Source organism: Mycobacterium sp. DBP42, from assembly GCF_005924235.1.
In the GTDB taxonomy this organism is placed as follows: Bacteria; Actinomycetota; Actinomycetes; order Mycobacteriales; family Mycobacteriaceae; genus Mycobacterium; species Mycobacterium syngnathidarum.
Map to the genome: position 1 here is coordinate 115452 of NZ_VCMY01000008.1, position 17628 is coordinate 133079.

Here is a 17628-nt window from a genome sequence, read left to right on the forward strand (position 1 = left end):
TGGTCAGGCCGGGTTCGGTGCGAGGGCGTCCATGTCGAACACCCTCGCGTGCAGGATGGTGCGGTTCCGCAGTGCCGCGCGCACGGCCCGGTGCAGGCCGTCTTCGAGATAGATGTCGCCGCGCCATTTCACCGCGTGCGGGAACAGGTCGCCGTAGAAGGTCGAGTCCTCGGACAGCAGCCGGTCCAGGGCGAGCACCGTGGTGGTGGTGACGAGCTCATCGAGGCGCAGTTGGCGCGGCGGGATGCGGGACCAGTCCCGGTAGGAGAGCCCGTGCTCCGGGTAGGGTTTTCCCTCCTGGACGCCTTTGAAGATCATCGCCGGCCCGCCTCCGTCGCAGTGCTGCGCGGTGTTGCCATCGGCATAGGTGCCTAGGCTATACGTTCGCGGGTCGCTGCCTGCGTCGGTATCGGTCGGCCCGGTGACGCCGGGCGCTGACTGCGCAATCGGTAAACCCGCTGCTGATCGGTAAAATGAAGCGAGCAAAATAAAGACATCGCCGCTGCGAAGGGTAGGTGAACTGGTGGGGAGTGCCGACGAACGTCGATTCGAGGTGCTGCGTGCCATCGTCGCCGACTTCGTGGCCACCCAGGAGCCCATCGGCTCCAAGACCCTGGTGGAGCGCCACAATCTCGGTGTGTCGAGCGCTACGGTCCGCAACGACATGGCGGTGCTGGAAGCCGAGGGCTACATCACCCAGCCGCACACCAGCTCGGGCCGGGTGCCCACCGAGAAGGGCTACCGCGAGTTCGTCGACCGGATCGACAACGTCAAGCCGTTGTCCTCGTCGGAGCGTCGCGCCATCCTGTCGTTCCTGGAGTCCGGGGTCGACCTGGACGACGTGCTGCGTCGCGCTGTGCGACTGCTCGCGCAACTCACCCGGCAGGTCGCGATCGTGCAGTACCCGACGCTGTCCACCTCGTCCGTACGCCATCTCGAGGTGGTGGCGCTGACCCCGGCGCGGCTGCTGTTGGTGGTCATCACCGATTCGGGCCGGGTCGATCAGCGCATCGTGGAGCTCGGCGATGCCATCGACGAGCACGAGCTGTCCAAGCTGCGCGAGATGTTGGGACAGGCGCTGGAAGGCAAGCCGCTGACGGCGGCGTCGATCGCGGTCAGCGATCTGGCAACCCATCTCAACGGCCAGGGAGCCCTGGCGGACGCGGTCGGACGGTCGGCGACCGTACTGGTTGAGACACTCGTGGAGCACACCGAGGAACGGTTGCTCCTCGGTGGCACCGCCAACCTGACCCGCAACACCGCCGATTTCGGCGGATCGCTGCGGTCGGTGCTGGAGGCGCTGGAGGAGCAGGTGGTGGTCCTGCGGTTGTTGGCGGCCCAACAGGAAGCGGGCAAGGTTACCGTGCGGATCGGTCATGAGACCGAGGCCGAACAGATGCTGGGAACATCGGTGGTCAGCACCACGTACGGCAGTTCGGGCAAGGTGTATGGCGGCATGGGTGTGGTGGGTCCCACCCGAATGGACTATCCGGGAACTATCGCCAACGTGGCGGCGGTTGCTCTGTACATCGGCGAAGTCCTAGGTACTCGGTAAGGCAGCCGGTTCGTCCGGCACAGAAAGGTCAGGCAAGGTCAGCGTGGCACGCGATTATTACGGCTTGCTCGGAGTGAGCAAAGGCGCGAGCGATTCGGAGGTCAAACGTGCCTACCGACGGCTGGCGCGTGAGCTGCATCCCGACGTCAACCCCGACGAGGAGGCGCAGGCCCGGTTCACCGAGATCCAGGTGGCATACGAGGTGCTGTCGGATCCGGAGAAGCGTCGCATCGTCGACATGGGCGGCGACCCGATGGAATCGGTGGGCGGCGCGCCCGGCGGCTTCAGCGGGTTCGGCGGTCTGGGCGATGTCTTCGAGGCATTCTTCGGTGGCGGGCCGTCGTCGCGCGGACCGGTCGGCCGAGTGCGGCCCGGCGCCGATTCGTTGCTGCGGATGCGGCTGGACCTGGCGGAGTGCGCGACCGGCGTGACCAAGCAGGTGGCCGTGGACACCGCGGTCCTGTGCGACCTGTGCCACGGCAAGGGCACCAACGGCAACTCCACGCCGGTTGCCTGCGACACCTGCGACGGCCGCGGCGAGATCCAGACCGTGCAGCGCTCGCTGCTGGGTCAGGTCATGACCACCCGCCCCTGCCCGGTGTGCGGGGGGATCGGCGAAGTGATCCCCGATCCCTGCAACCGCTGCGGCGGCGACGGCCGGGTGCGCGCCCGTCGCGAGATCAGCGTGAAGATTCCGGCCGGCGTCGGTGACGGCATGCGGGTGCGCCTGGCCGCCCAGGGCGAGGTCGGGCCGGGCGGTGGTCCCGCCGGTGATCTCTACGTGGAAGTCCACGAGAAGCAACACGAGACCTTCGTCCGCGACGGCGACGACCTGCACTGCACCGTCTCGGTGCCGATGGTCGACGCTGCGCTGGGCACCACCGTCACCGTCGACGCGATCCTCGACGGACCGACCGAGCTGACCATCGCCGCGGGCACGCAACCCGGGGCTGTCACCACGTTGCGTGGCCACGGCATGCCGCACCTGCGCTCCGGGGTGCGCGGTGACCTGCACGCTCACGTCGACGTAGTGGTGCCGGCGCGGCTGGACAGCACCGACATCGACCTGCTGCGCAAGCTGAAGGAGAACCGCAGCCGCGACGCCGCGGAAGTGCGTTCGACGCAGGCCTCGGGGAGCTCGGGCGGTCTGTTCAGCCGGCTGCGTGAGACGTTCTCCGGCCGCTGACGCGGAGCTGACGCCGTGAGTGCAGCGCTTTTCTATGTCGACGCGCTGCCGGGCGCGGGGGAGTTGGCCGTCGTCGACGGCGACGAGGGCTTCCACGCGTCCAACGTGCGTCGGATCCGTGTGGGAGAACACATCGACCTCAGCGACGGTGCCGGGACCCTGGCGCACTGTGTCGTCGAGGAGACCGCCAAGGGCCGGTTGTCGGCGCGGGTGACCGAACGGGTCGCCATTGCGCCGCCGCGTCCGGCCGTCACCGTGGTGCAGGCGCTGCCCAAATCGGATCGCTCGGAGCTGGCCGTCGAGCTGGCGACCGAGGCGGGCGCGGACGGGTTCGTGGCCTGGCAGGCCGCTCGGTGCGTGGCCCGCTGGGACGGCCCGAAGGTGGACAAGGGCCTGCGGCGCTGGGAGGCGGTGGCTCGCTCGGCGGCCCGGCAGTCTCGGCGCGCCTACGTCCCGGCGGTGGACGGTGTGGTGTCGACGACGGCGCTGACCCGGCGGGTCAGCGACGCCGTCACCGGCGGGGCAGTGGTGCTCGCCCTGCACGAGTCGGCCACCGCGCCGCTCGCTGAACTGCCGCTGGCCCTAGCGGATTCGTTGATCCTCATCATCGGACCCGAAGGCGGCATCGCCGACGAGGAGATCGCCGCGCTGACCGGGGCCGGGGCGAAGGCCGTCCGGCTGGGCCCGACCGTGCTGCGCACGTCGACGGCGGCCGCGGTGGCCTTGGGCGCCATCGGTGCGCTGACGGCGCGCTGGGAGATCTAGCGCTCCACTCGGCGTCGTTTTCTACCGCAGGGTCGTGCTCAGTGGGACAAGGGCAGCCACGGTGTCGAAAGCGGCGCTGTTGGGGGAGCCTTGACCTGGTTTTTCGCCCAACCTGGGGTTCGCCGCCGTGCTCAGCTCGCTCAACGGGTGGGGCGTGTCGTTGACCAGCGGTAAACTGACGACAGCACGGACGGCAGCCGGCCGTCACGAGAACACGGAAAGCAGGCACAAACTCCACGTGACGCCCCGCGACACGACCGCTGACTCGTCGGCCACCTCATCGGAATCGGTCCGCAGCAGCATCACTGTTCCGCCCGACATCGTCGTGGGCCTGCTCGGCTCGGCTGATGGGAATCTGCGGGCCCTCGAACGACTTCTGACCGCCGACCTGCACGCCCGCGGCAATGAGATCACCTTCACCGGTGAGCCCGCTGATGTCGCGCTGGCCGAGCGCGTGGTTGCCGAGTTGATCGCCGTTGCCTCCAGTGGGCAGGCGGTCACGCCGGAGACGGTGCGCCACAGCGTCGCCATCCTCACCGGCACCGAGGACGAGTCCCCGGCCGAGATACTGACCCTCGACATCTTGAGCCGCCGGGGCAAGACCATCCGGCCCAAGACGCTCAACCAGAAGCGCTACGTCGACGCCATCGATGAGCACACCATCGTGTTCGGCATCGGTCCGGCCGGTACCGGCAAGACCTACCTGGCGATGGCCAAGGCGGTCAGCGCGCTGCAGTCCAAGCAGGTCAACCGGATCATCCTGACCCGGCCCGCAGTGGAAGCCGGTGAACGCCTCGGCTTTCTGCCCGGCACGCTGACGGAGAAGATCGACCCGTATCTGCGGCCGCTCTATGACGCGCTACACGACATGATGGATCCGGCGGCGATTCCGAACCTGTTGGCCGCGGGGGTGATCGAGGTGGCGCCACTGGCATTTATGCGTGGTAGGAGCCTCAACGATGCGTTCATCATCCTCGACGAGGCGCAGAACACCACCGCCGAGCAGATGAAGATGTTCCTGACCCGTCTGGGGTTCGGCTCGAAAATCGTTGTCACCGGCGACATCACGCAGGTCGACCTGCCGGGCGGAGCCCGGTCGGGCCTGCGGGCCGCGATGCACATCCTCGACGATGTCGAAGACATCCACTTCGCCGAACTCACCAGTGCCGACGTGGTCCGGCACCGCCTGGTATCCGAGATCGTGGAGGCCTACGCCCGACACGAGGAGCCGGCATTGCTCAACCGGGCCCAACGCCGTTCGTCGAACGGGCGGCCTCGCAGATGAGCGTCGAGGTATCGAACGAGTCGGGCATCGATGTCTCCGAGGACGAACTGATCAGCGTGGCGCGCTTCGTCATCGCGAAGATGGACGTCAACCCGGCGGCTGAGCTGTCGATGGTGCTGGTGGACAGCGCCGCCATGGCCGACCTGCACATGCGGTGGATGGACCTGCCCGGCCCCACCGACGTGATGAGCTTCCCGATGGACGAGCTGGAGCCCGGGGGACGGCCGGATTCTCCCGAGCCGGGTCCGTCGATGCTCGGCGACATCGTGTTGTGCCCGGAGTTCGCCGAACAGCAGGCTGCCAAGGCCGGGCACTCGCTGGGCCAGGAGCTGGCCCTGCTGACCGTGCACGGGGTGCTGCATCTGCTCGGCTACGACCACGCCGAACCCGACGAGGAAAAAGAGATGTTCGCGCTGCAGCGTCAGCTCCTCGAGGAGTGGGTGGCTGATCAGGTCGAGGCATACCACGCCGACCGGCAGAGCGAGAAAGATCAGCGCCTGCTGGACAAGTCTCGATATTTCGACGAACCGTGACCGGCATACTTCCGCTGCTCGGCGCCGTGGTGCTGGTCGGTTTCGGGGGCCTGTTCGCGGCCATCGACGCCGCGCTGTCCACCGTCTCGATCGCGCGCATCGAGGAACTGGTCCGCGACGAGCGCCCGGGCGCCGCCCGGCTCAGCCGCGTGGTCGCCGAACGCCCCCGCTACATTAATCTTGTTGTCCTGCTGAGGATTACCTGCGAGATCAGTGCCACAGTCCTGCTCGTGTCGTTCCTGGACGGACATCTCGGTGTCAGTTGGGGTCTGGTGGCCTCGGCGGCCATCATGGTGGTGACGAGCTTCGTGGCCATCGGTGTCGGCCCGCGCACCGTCGGCAGGCAGAACGCGTACTCCATCGCGTTGCTCTCGGCATTGCCGTTGCAGGCCATCTCGGTGTTGCTCACCCCGATCAGCCGGCTGCTGGTGCTGATCGGTAACGCACTGACACCGGGCCGTGGTTTCCGCAACGGCCCGTTCGCTTCCGAGATCGAGCTGCGGGAGGTCGTCGACCTGGCCCAGCAGCGCGGGGTGGTGGCCGACGAAGAACGCCGGATGATCCAGTCGGTGTTCGAACTGGGGGATACCCCGGCCCGCGAGGTCATGGTGCCGCGTACCGAGATGGTGTGGATCGAGAGTGACAAATCGGCCGGCCAAGCCACGTCGTTGGCGGTGCGCAGCGGACATTCCCGCATCCCGGTGGTCGGCGAGAACGTCGACGACATCGTCGGTGTGGTCTATCTGAAAGATCTTGTCCAGCAGACCTACTACTCGACCAACGGCGGCCGCGACACCAGTGTGGCGCAGGTGATGCGCCCGGCGGTGTTCGTCCCGGACTCCAAGCCGCTCGACGAACTGCTCAACGAGATGCAGCGCGACCGCAACCACATGGCGCTGCTCGTCGACGAATACGGTGCGATCGCCGGGCTGGTCACCATCGAGGACGTTCTCGAGGAGATCGTCGGCGAGATCGCCGACGAGTACGACACCGACGAGGTGGCCCCGGTCGAAGAACTCGGTGACCGCCAGTACCGGGTGTCGGCACGGCTGGCGATCGAAGACCTCTGCGAACTGTACGGGCTGGAGGCCGACGAGGATCTCGACGTGGACACCGTCGGCGGCCTGGTGGCATTCGAATTGGGCCGGGTGCCGCTGCCCGGCGCCGAAGTGACGTGGGATGGCCTGCGGCTGCGCGCCGAGGGCGGTTCCGACCATCGCGGGCGGGTGCGGATCGGCACAGTTCTGGTGAGCCCGGCTGAATCTGAGGAACAGGAGATCCGAGGTACCGATGAGTGAGCTCGACGCAGAAGACAACAAGCTCGTGGTGCTGGCCCGCGGCGCGATGGGCCGCGCCGAGGCATCCTCGGGTGCCGCGGTGCGCGATCAGGACGGCCGCACCTATGCCGGTGCGCCGGTGGCATTGGCCGCATTGCAGCTGACCGCGCTGCAGGCGGCGGTGGCCGCCGCCGTGTCCAGCGGCGCCACCGGGCTGGAGGCCGCCGTGCTGGTCGGTGGTAGCACCGAGGACGCCGGCGTGGCCGCGGTCCGGGAACTGTCCGGCGACGCCTCGGTGATCGTCACTGACCGGGCGGGAAAACCGGTATGACCGAATTCCGTTCCGGCTTCGTCTGTTTCGTCGGTAGACCCAACACCGGCAAGTCGACGTTGACCAACGCCCTGGTCGGTCAGAAGGTCGCGATCACCTCGAACCGGCCGCAGACCACGCGGCACACGATCCGCGGCATCGTGCACCGCGAGGACTTTCAGATCATCCTGGTTGACACTCCCGGTCTGCACCGGCCGCGAACCTTGCTCGGACAACGGCTCAACGATCTGGTCAAGGACACCTACTCCGAGGTCGACGTGATCGGGTTGTGCATCCCGGCCGATGAACGCATCGGTCCGGGTGACCGCTGGATCTATCAGCAGATCCGCGCGGTGGCGCCGAAAACCACCCTGATCGCCGTTGTCACCAAGACCGACAAGGTGTCCAAAGATCGTGTGGCCGAGCAGCTTTTCGCGGTCAGCGAGCTGGTCGGGCCGGACACCGACATCGTGCCGGTTTCGGCTACCGCGAACGAACAACTCGACGTGCTCACCGACGTCCTCGTCTCGAAACTACCGCCGGGGCCAGCCTATTACCCCGACGGTGAGCTGACCGACGAGCCGGAAGAAGTCCTGATGGCCGAGCTCATCCGTGAGGCCGCTCTGGAAGGTGTGCGCGACGAGCTGCCGCACTCGCTGGCGGTTGTCATCGAAGAGGTATCCGATAGAGAAGGTCGCGACGATCTGAGCCCACTTGTTGACGTGCACGCCATCCTGTACGTCGAGCGCGACAGCCAGAAAGGCATCGTGATCGGCAAGGGCGGTGCCCGGCTGCGCGAGGTTGGCACTGCCGCCCGCACTCAGATCGAGAAATTACTCGGCACAAAGGTTTATCTCGACCTTCGAGTCAAGATCGCCAAGAACTGGCAGCGCGACCCCAAACAGTTGGGGCGGCTCGGGTTCTGAACCGCCTAGCCGGCCCGCCGGTCGAGCCCGTTGATCGCGGCCGCGGCTTGGGATGCGTCGGTCTGGGCCGGGGCGTTCCACCAGACCTCGGGCTGCTTGGCGGCCCAGCCGGTGATCGCCTCCAACTCGGCCGCCAGCGAGATCAGTAGCGGCTCACTGTCTGCCGGGCCCATCAGTTGCACACCGATCGGCAGGCCGTCGGAGGTGAACCCCGCGGGCACGTTGATCGACGGCCAGCCCAGCAGGTTCCACGGCCACGTCACCGGGCAGGCGGCGATCGACGCGCGTTCGGTGGCAGACCAGCCGCGCCGGTCGAATTCGTGTGTGAGCGGCGGTGGTTGGGCCGTGGTCGGGGCGATGATGACGTCGACGAGGTTGAAGATCCACGAAATGCGGCGTTGCGCGGCGGCCTCGTGGGCGCGGGCCTTGCGCAGGATGTCCTGTGACAGCACCCGCCCGATCCTCATGTTGACCACGGTGCGCTCGTCGTAGGGCACATCGCCGAGCCGCTCGGCCCAGTCCAGCAGGCCCGCAGTCGAGCGGGCCAGGAAGTCCCACGACATTCGCAGGCCGTAATCGGGGTCTTTGGCCACCACGGTGTGGCCCAGGTGCCCGAGCTGATCGGCGACGGTCTGAAGGGCGTCGCGGATCTCGGGGTGCAGCGTGGCGGGGAAGCCCGTGAAAGGGAACTTCGTCGACATCGCCACCCGCAGCGGCCCCGGGGCGCGGCCGACGTACTCGGCGGCCTGGATCGGGGCCGGCTTGTGCAGGTCGCCCTCGGCATTGCCGGACGCGGCGTCCAGTACGAGGGCCGCATCGGTGACAGTGCGGGCCAGCACCCCGTTGACGGTGATGCCGTTGAACGCCTCGGGCAGGGGCCAGGTGGAGATGCGTCCGCGCTGCGGCTTGATGCCCACCAGATGCGTCCACGCCGCGGGAATTCGGACACTGCCCGCGCCGTCGGATCCGATGGCCGCGGTCACCAGGCCCGCGGCGACGGCGGCGGCGCTGCCGCCGGAGGATCCGCCCGGACTGTGTTTGCGCGACCACGGGTTGCGGGTGTGGCCGAATCCCGGCCCGCCGGTGAACGGCCACTGCCCGAGCTCACAGGTGTTGGTCTTCCCGACGATCACCGCGCCGGCGGCCTTCAGGCGCCGTACCACCTCGGCGTCGTCGGTGGCGACGCGCGCGTCGCCCTCGAGGCCGAATCGGGTGGGCACGCCGGCGATGTCCACGTCGTCTTTGACCGCGATCGGAATTCCCAGGAGCGGGAGTTGTTTGCCGGCTGAGCGAGCCACATCGGCCTTGGCGGCGTCAGCCAGTGCCTGCTCGGTCAGCACGACGCGGAATGCGTTGAGGGTGGATTGGCTCGCGGTGATGGCATGCAGGGTCTGACGTACCAGTTCGTCAGAAGTGATTGCGCCGCTGGCAAGTTGGTACAGCTGATGGGTCAACGTAGGGAAAAGGGGCGCAGAAGGGCGGGAAGTCGGGTCGGAAGTCGCAGATTTGGCCATCACTTTCGAGGATATCGGCGGTGCGTAACAGAACCTGTCCGGCCTTGGTGCGACACTGTCACGATGCGGCTGTACCGGGACCGGGCGGTGGTGCTGCGCCAGCACAAGCTCGGCGAGGCCGACCGGATTGTCACCCTGCTCACCCGCGACCATGGTTTGGTGCGCGCGGTGGCCAAAGGGGTTCGGCGTACCCGCAGCAAGTTCGGTGCCCGGCTGGAACCGTTTGCTCACATCGACGTGCAACTGCACCCGGGACGCAACCTCGACATCGTCACCCAGGTTCAGGCGATCGACGCGTTCGCCGCCGACATCGTCAGCGATTACGGCCGTTACACCAGCGCGTGCGCGATGTTGGAGACCGCCGAGCGGCTGGCCGGGGAGGAGCGGGCGCCGATGCCTGAGCTGCACCGGCTCACGGTGGCTGCGCTGCGCGCCATCGCCGACGGCCGTCGGGCCCGTGAGCTGATTCTCGATTCCTACTTGCTGCGGGCGATGACGATCGCAGGGTGGGCGCCGGCGCTGACCGAGTGCGCGCGCTGCGCCGCGCCGGGTCCGCACCGGGCGTTCCACGTCGCCGCGGGCGGCAGTGTGTGCGTGCACTGTCGGCCCAGCGGATCCAGCACCCCGCCGCAGCCCGTACTGGAACTGATGTCGGCGCTGCACGAGGGGGACTGGGAGTACGCCGAGGCCTCCTCTTCGGGACATCGCAGCCAGGCCAGCGGACTGATCGCGGCGCATCTGCAATGGCATCTGGAGCGCCAACTTCGGACATTGCCTCTGGTCGAGCGGGTGTACCGGATCGATCGGACAGTCGCCGAACAGCGCGCCACGCTGGTCAGGCAGGATATGAGCCATGGCATTGACGAAGGACGGGAAGCGGGGCAAGTCGGCCTACCCACAGCTGCCCCCGGCGCCTGAGGACTATCCGGTCTTCCCGGACACCTCGACTTGGCCCGTCGTCTTCCCCGAGATCCCGGCCGGCACCAACGGCCGCTTCGCGCGCCCACCTCAGCACACCTCCAAGGCGGTTGCGCCGAGGATCCCGGCCGATCAGGTCCCCAACCACGTCGCCGTGGTGATGGACGGCAACGGTCGGTGGGCCACCCAGCGCGGCCTGGGACGTACCGAGGGCCACAAGATGGGCGAGGCGGTGCTGATCGACATCACCTGCGGTGCGATCGAACTGGGCATCAAGCATTTGAGCGTGTACGCGTTCTCCACCGAGAACTGGAAGCGCAGCGCCGAGGAGGTCCGGTTCCTGATGGGGTTCAACCGGGAGGTGGTGCGCCGCCGCCGGGAGAACCTGAACGCCATGGGTGTGAACATGCGCTGGGTCGGGTCGCGGCCCAAGATGTGGCGCAGCGTCATCAAGGAATTCGACATCGCCGAGCAGATGACCGTCGGTAACGACGTCATCACCGTCAACTATTGCGTCAACTACGGCGGGCGCACCGAGATCGTCGAGGCCGCGCAGGCCCTGGCCGCCGAGGCCGCCGAGGGCAAGATCAACCCGGGCCGCATCAGCGAGGCGTCGTTCGCCAAGCATTTGCACCGTCCCGACATTCCCGACGTGGATCTGTTCATCCGGACCTCGGGGGAGCAGCGGGCCAGCAACTTCCTGCTGTGGCAGGCGGCCTACGCCGAGTTCGTGTTCCAGGACAAGCTGTGGCCCGACTACGACCGGCGCGACTTGTGGGCGGCCTGCGAGGAGTACGTGAACCGTAACCGTCGCTTCGGCAGGGCCTGATATGCCCGGCCTCCTGCAGCAGTTGTCCTCGGCGCTGAGCGAGGTGATGTCTGTCGTCGAGGAACCGGACGCCGCGCTGACCGTGACGGTCGACGGTTCGGTGGCCTCGGTGCGGGTGGTGGCCATCGCGGAGGGCTTGGAGATGGTTTCGCTGACCCAGCCCTTGGCTTGGGATCTGCCGCTGAACAACAAGATTCGCGAGCGGGTATCCGAGCATGCCGGCAAGACCATGCTGGGCACGGTGGTGCTGGTGGAGAAGTTGGTCGAGACCCCCACGAACGGTGCGACTCCCAAGGGTGCTTCCCGCAAGCGGCCGGCCAAGAAGGTCGCCGATGTGATGCTGCGCTACAACTTCCCGGCGGCCGGGCTCACCGATGACGCGCTGCGCACGTTGATCCTGATGGTGCTGGCCACGGGTGCCGATGTGCGCCGCGATCTGATGTCGTGAGCGTTCCGGTCATCCGGATCGTCGCGGCCGTGGTGCTCGATGAGCACTACCGGTTACTGGTGGTCCGCAAGCGCGGCACGACGGCGTTCATGCAACCCGGTGGGAAAATCGAGCCGGGGGAGCAGCCTGTCGAGGCCTTGGCTCGCGAGGTCGGTGAGGAACTCGGGGTCGGATTCGATACTTCGGCGGCCGAGGAGCTCGGCCACTTCACCGCGCCGGCCGCCAATGAACCCGGCCACTTCGTCGATGCGTGGCTCTACCTGGTCAGCTTGGACGGTGCGGCGCAGGTGCGGGCCGAGATCGAGGAGATGCTGTGGGTTGACCCGTTCGCGCCGGGCGGGATTCGGCTGGCGCCGCTCACCGAGCACACCGTGCTGGCGCTGGTACGCGATCGGGCTCAGCGGCCCCAGGTGTGAAACTCAGCTGCCCTCGCTGGCGCAGGCGCGGCACATCCCGAAGATCTCGATGGTGTGGCTGACGTCGGAGAAGCCGTGCTCGCGGGCCACGTCGGCGGCCCACTTCTCGACCTGACCACCCGAGATCTCGACGGTGGCGCCGCATTCCCGGCACACCAGATGGTGGTGGTGGTGCTCCGAGCAGCGCCGGTACACCGATTCCCCGGTGTCGGTGCGCAGTGTGTCGACGCTGCCGGTGGTGGCCATCGTCTGCAGCGTGCGGTACACCGTGGTCAGACCGATGCCCTGGCCGCGGCGGCGCAACTCGTCGTGCAGTTCCTGGGCGGAGCGGAATCCCTCCGTCTCGTTGAGCAGATCGGCGATGGCCGCGCGCTGGCGCGTCGACCGGACTGCGCCCGTCACCGCGGTTCCTCGCTGGCGTGGGCGACCGCGTCGGCGACGATGTGGGCCAGGTGATGGTCGACGAGGTGGTAGAGCACCTCACGTCCCGAGCGCTCGCTGGCGACCACGCCGGCCTGCTTGAGGATCCGCAGATGCTGGCTCACCAGCGGCTGCGGCACGGCAAGCGCGTCGACCAATTCGTGGACGCAGCGTTGGGACTGTTGCAGCTGCAGGACGATGGCGATTCGCAGTGGCGCGGCCAGGGCACGCAGCAGTTCACCTGCGGTGACGAGCACCTCGCGCGGCGGCATTTCCGACGCTGGGGTGGCGTTGTGCTCGCGTGCGTCGTCGTGCTGGTTTACGGTGATATTGGAAATCGTTTCCATTATGGGGCCAGGATACATGCGTGATATCGCATGTCAACCGCCCCGACGGTCGCGGCGGATTATCGCTGCCGGTGCGCTGGTCGCTACGCTGTTGGACCGTGGCTCCGTCTTCTTCGATCATCGACACCGTTGCGAACCTGGCGAAACGCCGTGGCCTGGTCTACCAGTCCGGAGAGATCTACGGCGGCACCAAGTCCGCGTGGGATTACGGGCCGCTAGGTGTCGAGCTCAAGGAGAACATCAAGCGGCAGTGGTGGAAGTCCATGGTCACCGGCCGCGACGATGTCGTCGGCCTGGACTCCGCGATCATCCTGCCGCGGCAGGTGTGGGTGGCCTCCGGTCACGTTGACGTCTTCAACGATCCGCTGGTGGAGTGCCTGAACTGCCACAAGCGGCACCGGCAGGACCACATGCAGGAGGCCTACTTCGAAAAGGCCGGAGCGAAGAAGGGCCTCGCGAGTCCCGACGCGGTGTCGATGGACGAGATCGTCTGCCCCGATTGCGGCACCAAGGGCCAGTGGACCGAGCCGCGTGACTTCAACATGATGCTCAAGACCTACCTCGGCCCGATCGAGTCCGAAGAGGGTCTGCACTACCTGCGCCCGGAGACCGCCCAGGGCATCTTCGTCAACTTCGCCAATGTGGTCACCACTGCGCGCAAGAAGCCGCCGTTCGGCATCGGCCAGATCGGCAAGAGCTTCCGCAACGAGATCACCCCCGGCAACTTCATCTTCCGCACCCGCGAGTTCGAGCAGATGGAGATGGAGTTCTTCGTCGAGCCCTCCACCGCCGGCGAATGGCACAAGTACTGGATCGAGACCCGGCTGCAGTGGTACGTCGACCTCGGTATCGACCGGGACAACCTGCGCCTGTACGACCACCCCAAGGAGAAGCTGTCGCACTATTCCGACGGCACGGTCGACATCGAGTACAAGTTCGGTTTCGCCGGCAATCCGTGGGGTGAGCTGGAAGGCGTCGCCAACCGCACCAACTTCGACTTATCTACGCACGCAAAGCATTCCGGTGTCGATCTGTCCTTCTACGATCAGGGCGCCGACACCCGGTACGTGCCGTACGTGATCGAGCCGGCGGCCGGTTTGACCCGCTCGCTGATGGCGTTCCTGGTCGACTCCTACACCGAGGACGAGGCTCCCAACGCCAAGGGCGGTGTGGACAAGCGCACCGTGCTCAAGCTCGATCCGCGCCTGGCGCCCGTCAAGGCTGCCGTGCTGCCGCTGTCGCGCAACGCCGACCTGTCACCCAAGGCCCGCGACCTGGCCGCCGAATTGCGCAGGAACTGGAACGTCGAGTTCGACGACGCCGGTGCCATCGGTCGCCGCTATCGCCGCCAGGACGAGATCGGCACGCCGTACTGCGTGACGGTCGATTTCGACACCCTGGAGGACAACGCGGTCACCATTCGCGAGCGCGACGCCATGACCCAGGAACGCATCGCGCTGGACAAGGTGTCCGACTACCTGGCGGTGCGGCTCAAGGGCTGCTGACTTTCTCCGCTCACGGATCAGAAGCGACCGCCACCGCCGCTGTAGCTGCGGCCCGACGAATGGGACGAGCCGCCGTAGGACGTCGGGCGGCCCATGCCGCGGCCCCCGCCGAAGCCGCCGCCGAAGCCCCCGCCGAAGCCACCTCCGTACCCGCCGCCGAAGCCGCCACCTCCGCGCAGGATGTTGCCGATGAGGATGCCGCCGAGCACCGCACCCATGTCGGACCCGCCACCGCCGCCGTACTGCGAGGTGTAGGACCGCTGCGCGGCGCGGACGTCATCGTTGGCCAGACCCTGTGCCTGCGCGGCCAGCGTCGACGCGCCGTTGGCGTGCGCCACCGCCTCGTTCGGATTTGCGACCCGCTTGGCATCGGCGGCCTGCAATTGTCGCTGCGCCTCGGCCAGGCGGGTACGCGCTTCCGGGCCGATACTGCCGCGCCGGGTCTCGATGAAGTCCGACACCGCCTTGACCCGCGACTGCGCGGTGAACAGCGCCTGCTCCAGCGCGCGGGCCAGCCGCTCGGCTGCCTCCTGTTGTTCGTGGACACCGGCCAGCAGCTGATCGAGTTCGGCGTCGGCCTTGGTCAACCGGGTGAACGTGCCCAGCGGGTCGGTCTTGCCGTTGGCCGTCGCGTCGTCGGCAGCCTTCTTGGCGGCGTCCCGGGCGGTGCTCAGCTTGTCGGCCTGGGGCGTACCGGGTTGACCCAGTAGCGAATTCGCCTGCTCGATGCCAGCCTGGATGTCGGTGATGGCCGCGGGCAGACCGGCCAGGGCCCGGTTGATGTCGGAGGCCGCGCTGTCGACGGCGTCGAGCAGGGTGCGGGCTTGGTCGAGCCCGGACTCGGCGGAGCGGACGGCGTCCACCAACGTGGTCTGGTCGTTGGCCGGCCGGGATACCAGGTCGCGGGCGGCGGTGATATTGCGGTCGGCGAAGGCCAGTCGCTCCTCGGCGGTGTCCACGTTGGTCTCCACCGACGTCAGGGCGCTCGCGTCGAACTGGGTGTGCAGGGTGTCCAGGGTTTGTCTGGACGGATCGATGCGGGCGGTGAGATCGACCATCTGCCGGGTCATGGCGTCCAGCCGGCTCGGGGCGTTGATCACCAGATCGCGCAGCTGCTCGAACGCCTGGCTCTGGACTTCCAGCTCACGGTCGGCGCCGGCCGCTGACACCACCACCTGCGTCAACATCTGGCGTTGTTGCAGCGGGGTCTCGGGTGCGTCGTCGTCGAGCGTCTGGCGCACGGTGAAGGCTTGGGCCAGAGCCGTTTTGGCGTTCGTCAGCGCCGCACTGAACGGTTCGGTGCGCTTGGCCCCGAACTCCTCCACGGCCAGCTCGAGCTCGGCCTCGCTGGTGCGCACGGCGTTGTCGACGTCGACCACGATCGAGCGGGACAGCTCGTCCAGCGCCTCCAGCGGCACCGATGCCAGGGCGTTGGGATCGGTCGGGTCGACCCGCTTGGCGGCCTCGAACTCGGCGCGGCGGCGCTTGGCCCGGCGCCGGCGCGACCACCACCACAGCAAGCCGACCAGCACCAGTACCACGCCGAGGCCGATCAACATGGCCGGCCACGACACACCGGTCGCGGCAGGGGATTCGGGTTCGGCGTTCAAGCCGTTGGCCGCGGCGATCGCGGCCCCTGGCCAGTCGTCCCGGCGCAGGGCCGGTGTGACGCTGTTGCGCCGGATGTCGTCGGCGCGCGCCGAATTGGTGACGGTGTCGGGCACCTGGAACGCGAATGCCCGGTCCACCGTGGCGACCGCCAGGAGCACATCGTCGTCACCGAAATCGCTCAGCCGCATGGTGTTCTGCGCCCAGCCGACCGGATTCTGCCGGCCGAAGTCCTCGACGAACACCACCCACAACTTGATGTGGCGGTCGTCGTAGAGCCGGTCGATGGCACGCTGCACGTTGCCGCGCTGGGCCGCCGACAACACACCCGCGTTGTCGGTCAGTTGGGTTGCCAGCCGCAGTGGCGGTTCGGCGGTGGCGGCGGGAGCGACCACGAGACCGGTCATCAGGATCGCGAGCAGCATGGACAGCAGACGGGCGATACGCATGACCGCCAATCTAGTGCGCTGCGGGGTTGGCGCGTCGCTTCCTGGCAGACTGTGCGTCGGTGAACGCGGATACGCAGTCCTGGTATGACGACTTCGACCGGCAACGTCTGGTGGTCGAGGCGCCCAAGGCTGCTGTGCTGCCCGGCACCGATACCGAGCACCGAACCGACTTCGCCCGTGACCGGGCCCGGGTGTTGCACAGCGCGGCCCTGCGCCGGCTCGCCGACAAGACCCAGGTGGTCGGCCCGCGGCACGGCGACACCCCGCGCACTCGGCTCACCCATTCGCTGGAGGTGGCCCAGATCGGCCGCGGTATGGCTGTGGGGCTCGGCTGCGATCCGGACCTGGTGGATCTGGCCGGGCTGGCCCACGACATCGGGCATCCGCCGTACGGGCACAACGGCGAGCGGGCCCTCGACGAGATCGCCAAATCGTTCGGCGGGTTCGAGGGCAACGCCCAGAATTTCCGGATCCTCACCCGGCTGGAGCCCAAAGTTCTTGATGCCGAAGGGCGGTCGGCGGGCCTCAACCTGACGAGGGCCGCGCTGGATGCGGTGGCCAAGTATCCGTGGTCCAGTTTGGGCACGCGGAAGAAGTACGGGTTCTACGACGACGACGCCGAGGCCGCCGCCTGGGTGCGTGAAGGTGCGCCTGCCGATCGGCCGTGCCTGGAGGCGCAGGTGATGGACTGGGCCGACGATGTCGCGTATTCCGTGCACGACGTCGAGGACGGCGTGATCTCCGGGCGCATCGACCTGCGGGTGCTCGGGGATCGCGACGCCGCTGCCTCGCTGGCCGGTCTGGGCGCCCGAAGCTTTCCCAGTGTCACCCACGACGATCTACTGGCTGCGGCCGAGCGGTTGTCCCGGGTGCCGGTGGTGGCCGCGGTCGGGCGCTACGACGGCACGTTGGCGTCCTCGGTCGCGCTGAAGACCATGACAAGTGAACTCGTGGGGCGGTTTGCGAATGCGGCGATCACCCAGACCAGGGCCGTCGCCGGCGATGGGCCGCTGCGCCGCTTTGACGCCGAGCTCGCGGTGCCGCCTCTGGTGCGCGCCGAGGTGGTGCTGCTCAAGATGCTGGCGCTGCAATTCATCATGTCCGACCACCGGCACCTGCAGATCCAGGCCGACCAACGCACCCTCATCCATGAGGTCGCCCTGGCGCTGTGGGCGCAGGCTCCGGGCAGCCTCGACCCCCAGTTCGCGCCCGAATTCGATCTCGCCGCCGACGACGGCGCCAAGCTGCGTGTGGTGATCGACCAGATTGCGTCCTACACCGAGAGCCGGTTGGAAAGAGTGCACGAGGCACGCTCACCCAGACCTCTAGAATGAGCC

At 67.7% G+C, this 17628-nt stretch carries 19 protein-coding genes; 14 read left to right on the forward strand and 5 right to left on the reverse strand.

Annotated features, from left to right (window positions below; genetic code table 11):
* Nucleotides 1–3: 3 nt before the first annotated feature.
* Nucleotides 4–318 (reverse strand): type II toxin-antitoxin system VapB family antitoxin, encoded by a 315-nt coding sequence (locus E0T84_RS11375; RefSeq protein ID WP_036394222.1) that lies wholly within the window; start codon nucleotides 316–318, stop codon nucleotides 4–6.
* 205 nt (nucleotides 319–523) lie between these two features.
* Here E0T84_RS11375 and hrcA point away from each other — a divergent pair, with 205 nt between their 5' ends.
* The 8 genes from hrcA to era all read left to right on the forward strand — a co-directional run bounded on the left by hrcA (nucleotide 524) and on the right by era (nucleotide 7837).
* Nucleotides 524–1555, forward strand: a complete 1032-nt coding sequence (hrcA, locus tag E0T84_RS11380; RefSeq protein WP_070943439.1) for a heat-inducible transcriptional repressor HrcA — start codon at nucleotides 524–526, stop codon at nucleotides 1553–1555.
* A gap of 43 nt (nucleotides 1556–1598) precedes the next feature.
* Entirely contained in the window at nucleotides 1599–2741 is a 1143-nt protein-coding gene (gene dnaJ / locus E0T84_RS11385) for a molecular chaperone DnaJ (protein ID WP_070943438.1), read from the forward strand.
* Nucleotides 2742–2756: 15 nt separating this feature from the next.
* Complete coding sequence (locus E0T84_RS11390) at nucleotides 2757–3506, forward strand: 16S rRNA (uracil(1498)-N(3))-methyltransferase (RefSeq protein ID WP_138744503.1); 750 nt, start codon at nucleotides 2757–2759, stop codon at nucleotides 3504–3506.
* Between the two features lie 238 nt (nucleotides 3507–3744).
* Nucleotides 3745–4791 carry a PhoH family protein gene (locus tag E0T84_RS11395; protein ID WP_070943436.1) on the forward strand — a complete coding sequence of 349 codons (1047 nt, stop codon included), beginning with the start codon at nucleotides 3745–3747 and terminating at the stop codon, nucleotides 4789–4791.
* The gene (ybeY, locus tag E0T84_RS11400; RefSeq protein WP_070943435.1) at nucleotides 4788–5324 is read left to right on the forward strand and encodes an rRNA maturation RNase YbeY; all 537 of its coding nucleotides are present in this window, start codon (nucleotides 4788–4790) and stop codon (nucleotides 5322–5324) included. Before E0T84_RS11395 ends, ybeY begins: the two co-directional genes overlap by 4 nt.
* The gene (locus E0T84_RS11405) at nucleotides 5321–6622 is read left to right on the forward strand and encodes a hemolysin family protein (protein ID WP_070943434.1); all 1302 of its coding nucleotides are present in this window, start codon (nucleotides 5321–5323) and stop codon (nucleotides 6620–6622) included. The genes ybeY and E0T84_RS11405 overlap by 4 nt, the downstream gene beginning before the upstream one ends.
* Complete coding sequence (locus E0T84_RS11410; protein ID WP_138744504.1) at nucleotides 6615–6932, forward strand: cytidine deaminase; 318 nt, start codon at nucleotides 6615–6617, stop codon at nucleotides 6930–6932. Before E0T84_RS11405 ends, E0T84_RS11410 begins: the two co-directional genes overlap by 8 nt.
* Nucleotides 6929–7837: a GTPase Era gene (gene era, locus E0T84_RS11415; RefSeq protein WP_138744505.1), complete on the forward strand. Its 909-nt coding sequence runs from the start codon at nucleotides 6929–6931 to the stop codon at nucleotides 7835–7837. The genes E0T84_RS11410 and era overlap by 4 nt, the downstream gene beginning before the upstream one ends.
* Before the next feature lie 5 nt (nucleotides 7838–7842).
* On the opposite strand, the gene E0T84_RS11420 is transcribed toward era, so the two are convergent.
* Nucleotides 7843–9351 carry an amidase gene (locus tag E0T84_RS11420; RefSeq protein WP_138744506.1) on the reverse strand — a complete coding sequence of 503 codons (1509 nt, stop codon included), beginning with the start codon at nucleotides 9349–9351 and terminating at the stop codon, nucleotides 7843–7845.
* Between the two features lie 63 nt (nucleotides 9352–9414).
* On the opposite strand from E0T84_RS11420, the gene recO reads away from it, so the two are divergent.
* Genes recO through E0T84_RS11440 form a run of 4 tightly spaced genes read left to right on the forward strand, consistent with a single transcriptional unit; the run spans nucleotide 9415 to nucleotide 11962 of the window.
* Nucleotides 9415–10269, forward strand: coding sequence for a DNA repair protein RecO (recO, locus tag E0T84_RS11425; RefSeq protein ID WP_070943431.1), 855 nt, complete (start codon nucleotides 9415–9417; stop codon nucleotides 10267–10269).
* Entirely contained in the window at nucleotides 10205–11098 is an 894-nt protein-coding gene (locus E0T84_RS11430) for a decaprenyl diphosphate synthase (RefSeq protein WP_070189106.1), read from the forward strand. Before recO ends, E0T84_RS11430 begins: the two co-directional genes overlap by 65 nt.
* 1 nt (nucleotide 11099) lies before the next feature.
* Complete coding sequence (locus E0T84_RS11435; protein ID WP_070943429.1) at nucleotides 11100–11546, forward strand: hypothetical protein; 447 nt, start codon at nucleotides 11100–11102, stop codon at nucleotides 11544–11546.
* Nucleotides 11543–11962, forward strand: coding sequence for an NUDIX domain-containing protein (locus E0T84_RS11440; RefSeq protein ID WP_138744507.1), 420 nt, complete (start codon nucleotides 11543–11545; stop codon nucleotides 11960–11962). The genes E0T84_RS11435 and E0T84_RS11440 overlap by 4 nt, the downstream gene beginning before the upstream one ends.
* Before the next feature lie 3 nt (nucleotides 11963–11965).
* On the opposite strand, the gene E0T84_RS11445 is transcribed toward E0T84_RS11440, so the two are convergent.
* Nucleotides 11966–12364, reverse strand: a complete 399-nt coding sequence (locus E0T84_RS11445; protein WP_070943427.1) for a Fur family transcriptional regulator — start codon at nucleotides 12362–12364, stop codon at nucleotides 11966–11968.
* A complete protein-coding gene (locus tag E0T84_RS11450) occupies nucleotides 12361–12654 on the reverse strand; it encodes a helix-turn-helix transcriptional regulator (protein ID WP_234998594.1) in 294 nt (97 codons plus the stop codon). Before E0T84_RS11450 ends, E0T84_RS11445 begins: the two co-directional genes overlap by 4 nt.
* A 173-nt stretch (nucleotides 12655–12827) precedes the next feature.
* Between E0T84_RS11450 and E0T84_RS11455 the strand changes: the two genes are divergently transcribed.
* Nucleotides 12828–14234 (forward strand): glycine--tRNA ligase, encoded by a 1407-nt coding sequence (locus tag E0T84_RS11455; protein WP_138744508.1) that lies wholly within the window; start codon nucleotides 12828–12830, stop codon nucleotides 14232–14234.
* 17 nt (nucleotides 14235–14251) lie between these two features.
* On the opposite strand, the gene E0T84_RS11460 is transcribed toward E0T84_RS11455, so the two are convergent.
* Complete coding sequence (locus E0T84_RS11460; RefSeq protein ID WP_138744509.1) at nucleotides 14252–16291, reverse strand: YgcG family protein; 2040 nt, start codon at nucleotides 16289–16291, stop codon at nucleotides 14252–14254.
* A 59-nt stretch (nucleotides 16292–16350) separates the two neighbouring features.
* On the opposite strand from E0T84_RS11460, the gene E0T84_RS11465 reads away from it, so the two are divergent.
* A complete protein-coding gene (locus tag E0T84_RS11465; RefSeq protein WP_070189113.1) occupies nucleotides 16351–17625 on the forward strand; it encodes a deoxyguanosinetriphosphate triphosphohydrolase in 1275 nt (424 codons plus the stop codon).
* The last annotated feature ends 3 nt before the right edge of the window (nucleotides 17626–17628 follow it).